This is a genomic window from Deltaproteobacteria bacterium (genome assembly GCA_029860075.1).
Classification (GTDB): domain Bacteria; phylum Desulfobacterota; class JADFVX01; order JADFVX01; family JADFVX01; genus JAOUBX01.
Window position 1 is genome coordinate 1 of record JAOUBX010000130.1, and the last position, 7,676, is coordinate 7,676.

General features: G+C 39.2%; 5 protein-coding genes. All 5 read left to right on the plus strand.

The genetic code is table 11. The annotated features are described in order from the left end of the window. On the plus strand, positions 1-2,441 hold a 2,441-nt coding region (locus OEV42_20890), incomplete at its 5' end, for a hypothetical protein (protein ID MDH3976727.1). Then, positions 2,432-3,664, plus strand: a complete 1,233-nt coding sequence (locus OEV42_20895) for a hypothetical protein (GenBank protein ID MDH3976728.1) — start codon at positions 2,432-2,434, stop codon at positions 3,662-3,664. The genes OEV42_20890 and OEV42_20895, both read left to right, overlap by 10 nt. An 80-nt stretch (positions 3,665-3,744) precedes the next feature. Beyond that, entirely contained in the window at positions 3,745-6,069 is a 2,325-nt protein-coding gene (locus OEV42_20900; GenBank protein MDH3976729.1) for a hypothetical protein, read from the plus strand. Continuing rightward, entirely contained in the window at positions 6,060-7,289 is a 1,230-nt protein-coding gene (locus OEV42_20905; GenBank protein ID MDH3976730.1) for a fibronectin type III domain-containing protein, read from the plus strand. Before OEV42_20900 ends, OEV42_20905 begins: the two co-directional genes overlap by 10 nt. Positions 7,290-7,441: 152 nt before the next feature. Further along, the coding region (locus OEV42_20910; GenBank protein ID MDH3976731.1) for a hypothetical protein at positions 7,442-7,676 on the plus strand (235 nt) is incomplete at its 3' end.

A 7,676-nucleotide genomic window follows, 5' to 3' on the forward strand; every position in this document is an offset into this window, starting at 1 on the left:
TTAACAAGATAGATGCGGCGCCTGTTGGAGAAAACGGGGTAATTGATGAACTGCTCGGTGAAGTAAAGGCATTGGTTGAAAAGGACGGCTGGGTTTATCTGGCGAGTACCGATGGGGGGCTTAGGGTGCTGGACCTGGACCCGGTGTATTTGAAGCTGGAATGCAGTGAGGGGGAAGCAGCACTAAAAGGTGTGAGCGGTAAATTCTGTCATGATTATTATCCGGCATTGGGAGTAAAGATAATTGTTATTCAAGGGTATAAAGATGGGAAAGCGCCATTTGATGATAAGGATAATGCAAAATTAAGGTTTAACGGTAATCCGCTGCATCACAGGTTCAAACTAACGCCTTTATCTGAATTCGCCTGTACAGAATCGAGCGACATTAATCCCTGTGGTATTTTCAAAAAAATACCCGGAACTGAGGTGAGTATAGTCAAACTCAAGTTAGAGGCACTTGACGGCTTCAATAAGAAAATCATTGATCTGGATTTATACATTGACTATAAAAAAGAAAACACAGTAATTGAAGGTGGAAAGGATTCAGGTGGCAGGAGGGTTCTTCCTATCAATGTCAGACATAATGGAAATGTGACACTTGAAGAGGTTCTAAATGGCACTGCTGTCTTCACTTTTGATAATAATATCAATCATTCTGGTTCTTACCGTGAGGCAGATTTAATAAAAGAAGATGGTAGTAAAAAGGCAATAGAGGAAAGAGATAATACCAAACGGTTTTACTTTATACAGGAGATGCTTAATCAGGTAATTCCAAGGAAGCGAGAGTTAAGAAGGAATGGTGGGGCTGTTAACTATAATCTTCTAAATGAGGATGGCAGATATAATCAATCTGTTGTAGATGCTCTTCAAATATTTAAGGATAGCTTCAATATGGCCGGAATTGATACTGACAGGATAAAGTACGGAAATACTCTGGTTGATATAGAGTATGAAAATGGTGCATTCAAGGCGTATAGGGAAACTGACAGGACAAGTAACATCTTTAAAAAGATGATGAAAGATTATGGTATGAGGGATGTAGATGGTGTAAGCTCTCTTTGGTTGAATAAAGTAATTGATAATGGTTTACTTGTAGGTAATACTGAAACAACAGTTAGGTCAGATACACCGACAAGAGACCAGTATATTAACTTTGCACCATTGAATCATGTAAATGATACAGGTCTTTATGAGCTTTATAAAAATGTGGTAGAACCCTTCAATAAGGCAATGATTACCGAAATGGAACGCTATGCCGGAAGACCAGTCAATTTTGAGGGTGAGCCAATAGAAGGCGAGTTGCCGACAGAAAGCTGGACTTCCCGTTTAAATGATGCAAATGTACCATTTTCAACATATGCTTCCGGCGGGGTGTGTAACAATAATAAAGAACCTGTAGTAGATGCTCTTAATCAAGGTCATCATTGTGGTGGAATGGCCTATAGTTTCGGTGGTAAGCAAACGGTAGAGGAATTCAATAATACTGTTTCAAGATGGCCTGCACCACCAAACAGCAAATATGAAAGCATTGAAAATACCTTTAATACCAGAATGGTTCCTCGTCCAGACACAGGGGGAATAGATATAAATGAAGCTCTGGATATGACAGAGGCTGAGCGGCAGGTTCTAGATATTACTGTTCGAAGTTGGGCAGAATATAATGCGCTTACTGAAAGTGAAAAGTTGGCACTGAATAACAGTACGTTGCTGATTGTAGGAGATGCTGCCTTCACTATAGAAGCAGATTCTGCTCTTTATAGGGGGAATATTGATGATGCTACGGGATTGGTTAGTACTGCTGTAAATAATAGCGCTAATAGGTGGCCGGGGCTTTATTCTGCACATTCGGGTGAACTTGGTACGGCGGAAGAATATAAGGTAAAATATTGGGCCGGTACAGATTGTATGGGAATAATTTGGAATGCGTTACAAGAGGCTTTAAATCATTTTGATGATGATGTTATCAAGTTAGGTAAAATATGTGGTGCAAACAGAGTTGGTAATAATCCTAATGATATCGATAATCTTTGCCCTGATAACTCATGGATTTCACTTGAGGAGTCCGGCTCATTAGGGTGGTTTAGTGCAGCACAATTTAATAAGGATGCAGAAATGCATAATAATGTTTATTACCATTATGTAAATAATAATAATCATCAAGATAACCTACATAGGGGGGATTTTGGCACTTTTGCTCCACATGCTTATGCGGTATATTCGGACAGGTGGGGGGCAGTGAATAGTAGAACCTTTGAGTGGATACATGCTGAGTATGATGTAATTCATGCCTTTGGGTTCGATTGTAATGATGTTCGAAATGATGAACGGAGAGAAGATTGTGTAGATGAAAATTGGTGGTACAGAAAAGTAGGTGTCACGGCGAATCATAGACACTGGTTACTTGAGACTCAAGGATTTGGGAGGTTGATGTTATGGGATTAAAGCGAATAAGAAGTATTTTATTATTTGCATTAATATTTTGTTTGCCATCAGTTGGTAAAGCTAATTGGCAGGAACCTATAGAAGTATTAACAAGGGGATGGGGAGCAGGAGATAATGAGTTTGGCTACTATAATGGTGAGATGCTTGATACATATCCCAGAGAATTCATTGTAATGTCAGATGGGAAAATTATTATTGAAGATGCTTCAAATAATCGTTTTAAGATATTTGGGAATAGTGGTGAGTTACTGAAAGCATTTGTTCAATCTAGCTTAGGCATTTTTGAGTTTAATCCAGATGTCATTATTACTGCAAAAAAAGATAGAATAAAAAGAATAAGAACAATCGGTCTGTTTAATATTCAATCTGAAGAGTGGTTATGGATTGAACCCGATAATAAGGTGTTTCCTGATTTTATTAGAATGACTCTTATGTCCGAAGATAAAAACAGTTTTATTATTCCAACGAGTGACTCATCCGGTATAGAATATTCTTTTTCTGGTGATGTTTTGGGCATATTTACCAATCGACCTTTTTTATTTGGCAAAGAAATCAAGGATGGAAAAACAAATGATGGTAAAGCAAATCAAGTAATTCAATTTGAAAATGCAACCTACAATTGTACTGTCCCAGATGGTTTTGATACTTTCAGGCGAGATAATGACGGATATTTGTATGGGATCGCGCATAACGTAGGAAAGCCTGCTCATACACGAATCTACAAAATGACTAAATGTGGGAAAATAATCGGCACACTTGATTATCCAACGGCTAAGGGAACTTACACAAATCCTTATCCCGGCGTCCCACTTAAAGAAGCTTATGGTGAACCTGTCTTTGCACAGAACGGAGATGTTTATACATGGAAACGATCACCGGAAGCCTATAGTATCCTCAAGTGGACATGGGTGGATGATCCAAATATAAAAGAAGGTCCTGATATGCCGGAAGAGGTGCAAGCTTTACCGTCTACTTCAGGTGTCTACCTTACATGGAATCCATCTCCGCAGGATCCAGGTTGTGTAAATAGTTATGATATAGAAAGGGCGACATCAGCAACAGGTGTTTTTAGCAATGTGACAACTGTACCCCTTGATGAAAAGCAGACCTATAGTTTTAACGATACCGGCGCCACTGCCGGGGCAACATGGTACTACCGAATTATGGCTACCTCAGCTATCGGCAATTCTGACCCGGTGGAGGTGAGTGCAGCAAGGCCGTAAGCATTGGAGTTGATAAAATTAGATGAAGGGAACGGATTAAATTCTGTTCCCTTTTTTTGTTTCGGCTGAGGAAATATAAAGTGTTAGCAATTCGTTTCAAATGCAGGAATCGGTATTTAACCCTTACTAACGATCTTTTGCTTTTGATTTTTTACCGACCGCTGGGTGTACTTGGTAATGATCCTTTCTGTCATGATTATTATCCAGTATTGGGTACAAAGACGATAATTATCCGGGGGTACAAAGACGGTAACGCTTACTTTGATGATAAAGATGAGGCAAAGCTGAGGGTTAACGGTAATCCTAGATTAAAGAATTTCAAGTTAACGCCCCTGCCTGAATTTGCCTGCGCAGAATCGACTGATATCAATCCCTGTGCTGTTTTTAAAAATATTTCTGCCTCCGGCATCAGCATTGTTATGATGAAACTGGAAACAGATGCCGGTTATGACAAAGAGACGGTTGATCTCGATTTATACATACAAAATAAAGATGGTGAAGAAACAGTTGTAAAAGGTGGAACGGATAAAGGCGAACGGATAGTGCTACCCATAAATGTAAAGCACAATGGGAATGTAAGGCTTTCAGAGGTTTTATCCGGGACTGCCGTTTTTATTGCCGATGGAAAGGAGAGCAAATCCACAGGCAGTACACCTTACAATCAAGGCTTTGATTTTGTGCAAGAGATGCTCAATCAGGTGGTATCAAGGAAACGGAGTGTTGCCAGTTACCGCCTTGCGCCTGAAGATGGTGTATTTAATGATATCAATACAATAGATGCTATAATAAAGTTCAAAAGGGAGTTTAATATGGGCGGCATCAGACAGTATGGCGCAAATAATGATGTCAGGATAGGAAATACAAAGGTCAGTATAACTTATGAAGGCGGTAAATTTAAGAAGTATGTTTCCGACAAAGTAAATCCATCAAACAGCGATGATACGAGCAATATTTTCAGGAAACTGATGAAGGATTACGGTAAAAGGGATATTGATGGCGCAAGCAACAGCTGGCTGAACAAGATTGTTGATAAGGGTTTGCTGGTAGGCTATAGGGAAAGAACAAAAAGGTTCTTATCTGTGGACCGGGATAACCTAATTAACAAAGCCGATGCTAATGCGATTGGCGGGGAGGATACGGGGCTTTATGAGTTGTATGTAAATATAGTAAAACCCTTTAATGATGCCATGATTGAAAAAATGGAATACTTTGCAGGTGTTCAGGGTACTGCAGGTGTCGATGCACCGACAGACCAATGGTATTCCAGAAGGAGTGACAGGACAGCTGCCAATTCTGAATATGGACCTCCAAATTGTGCGGAATGTGCAGGTTCACACAATGGCGGTATGGCCTATAGTTTCGGAGGCAAGCAAACTATTGATGAATTTAATACAACAGTAATAAACCAAAAGTCGCCACCTAATAATGTCTATTTGGATTTACTAGCAGTACCATATACTTTGACTAATCAGATAATAGAGGAAGATCCTGATGGTTTGATATATAGTCCTGTCTATAGGCCAATGAGTGTTGAAGAAAGAATGGCATCCGGCGTTTACGGAGAGGGTTTCTTTAATAATTTGGTGGCACTTTTTGATAGTGGTAATGCAGTAAATACGATTGCACAAGTGAATGCCAGAAAGAGAATTATAGAAATTATTGATAGTGCAATGAATGGGGAAATAATAACGGTTAGGCCTGTACCTATTAACGATGCTAATGGTGTACAAATAGATTTTTATTTGGCGGCAACAGTAAGAAGACTTTCGGTCACAGGTGGTTATAAAGGCAAACTTAATGAAAACACTGGGCAGGTGTCGGCAAATGGTACTAAAAAGTGGGCTGGGTTATGGGCTTCAGAATGGGGAAAAAGATCTACGAAGCCTCAGTTTGAGAGTGCTAATTGGGCAGGTATTGACTGCATGGGGCTGATCTGGCATGGTATTCAGGCGGGTTATGAGGCCGTTGGTAAAGATGCTGCCGGTATTGTACTTGGTAAGATGGATGGTGTCTCGATTTCGCATGCATCAAGCCTTAAGAATCATTTTTATACCAAAGGATTTTATAAAGAAAGAAAAAATAGCGGAAATATTTATTACTATTATAAAAATGAAAAACGTCATCAGGATAATGTACACAGGGGTGATTTTGCACCATTTACAAAACACGCTTATACTGTATATTCGGAAAGTTGGGGAGAAAGTGTGCTTCAATTTGAAGGGCTACCTAACAATTATGATGTAATTCATGCATTTGGTTTTGACTGTAATGATGTAGGAGGAAATGCTAGAGGTATTTGTGTAAATAATGGTTGGTGGTCTAGGAAAGTTAATATAACCCCACAGAGAAGACGAGGGTTGATAAGTAAACCATTAGGGTTTGGGAGATTGTTACTATGGGATTAAAAGAGGTTATTTCATTGTTCGTAGCAATTATTATATTTGCTTTCATTAATGAACAAGCAGTAGCTAATTGGCAAGAACCTGTTGAAGTAGTTAAAGGGCAATGGGGTAAAAGTAGTGTGGAGTTTGGATATTATGAGGGTGATTCAATGGATACTTTACCTGAATCATTTATTGTAATACCAAATGGAAACGTTGTAATAAAAGATTTGGCTAATAATCAGATTAAAGTTTTTACACAGGAAAATGTGTTAATTAAATCATTTGTTGATCCAGGTATTAGTATTTTTGAGTTTGATGGTGATAAAGTAATTTTATCACAATATCACAAAGATATTAAACTATTAGGGATAGGATTGTTTAATATTCAAACTGAAGAGTGGGAATGGTCTGACCGTAAAAATGGGATTGATTATAATCCTGAAAGTCGAGTAATTATAGCAAATAATAAAAGTAAATTTACTGTTCAAGTTGGAATTAGATCAGGAATTGAGTATTCTCCTGAAGGCAATGTTCTGAACAAGTTTACTGACAGGCCGTTATTATTTGGAAGAGAAAAGAAAAGTGCTATATCTGGTGGTGGCAAATATAATCAGGTTATTGAATTTGAAGATGCAACGTATAATTGTAACGTACCGGATGGTTTTGATCAATTCAAGCGTGATAATGCAGGCTATTTGTACGGGATTGCTCATAATATTGGAGAGCCATCACATACACGTATTTACAAGATAACTAAGTGTGGAAAAATTATCGGTACGGTTGATTTTCCACCAAGAAAAGAAACCTTTCTTGAGGATGATGTACGTATAGATGAAGATTATGGTGAGCCGGTATTTGCGCAGAATGGTGATGTTTATACCTGGAAGCGAACACCAACACATTATAGTATTCTCAAATGGGCATGGGTAGATGATCCAAATGTAAATGAAGGCCCCGACGCACCAGAGTCGGTTCAAGCTTTACCTTCTACTTCAGGTGTTTACCTTACATGGAATCCATCTCCGCAGGATCCAGGTTGTGTAAATGGTTATGAAATAGAAAGGGCGACATCAGCAACGGGTGTTTTTAGCAATGTGACGACTGTGCCGCTAGATGAGAAGCAGACCTATAGTTTTAACGACACCAGCGCAACTGCCGGGGCAACATGGTATTACCGCATAAGTGCAAAGTCGGATATCGGCAATTCCGATCCGGTGGAGGTGAGCGCAACAAGGCCGTAAGGTTTGGAATAGATAAAATCAAGTGAAGGGGACAGATTAATTTCTGTCCCTTTCTTTCGTTTCGGATTGAGGAAATATGGCTAGGAAACAATGGGAAATACATCTACTACGCACCTTATTACTGGGCGGGGATTGATTGTGTCGGGCTTGTCATGCATTCCTTGAGGTATGCCGGTGACCCACAGAAATATAAGAATAGTCAGGAACTAGCAACAAGTACAGATGGGAAACTCTCTGGGGTAAAAGTAGGCGGTGTTTGTACGACATATGGCTGTGGCTCTAATGGGAGTGATATCTTCCTGGATACAATTGCAGGTCCGATTTATCAAACAAACGTCAAAAAGATATTTGACCAAACTAACAAGGATTTATTTTATTACTGGCCAC

Coding starts and splice junctions, on each gene's coding strand:
- OEV42_20895 (MDH3976728.1), top strand. CDS start 2,432: ATGGGATTAAAGCGAATAAGAAGTATTTTATTATTTGCATTAATATTT.
- OEV42_20905 (MDH3976730.1), top strand. CDS start 6,060: ATGGGATTAAAAGAGGTTATTTCATTGTTCGTAGCAATTATTATATTT.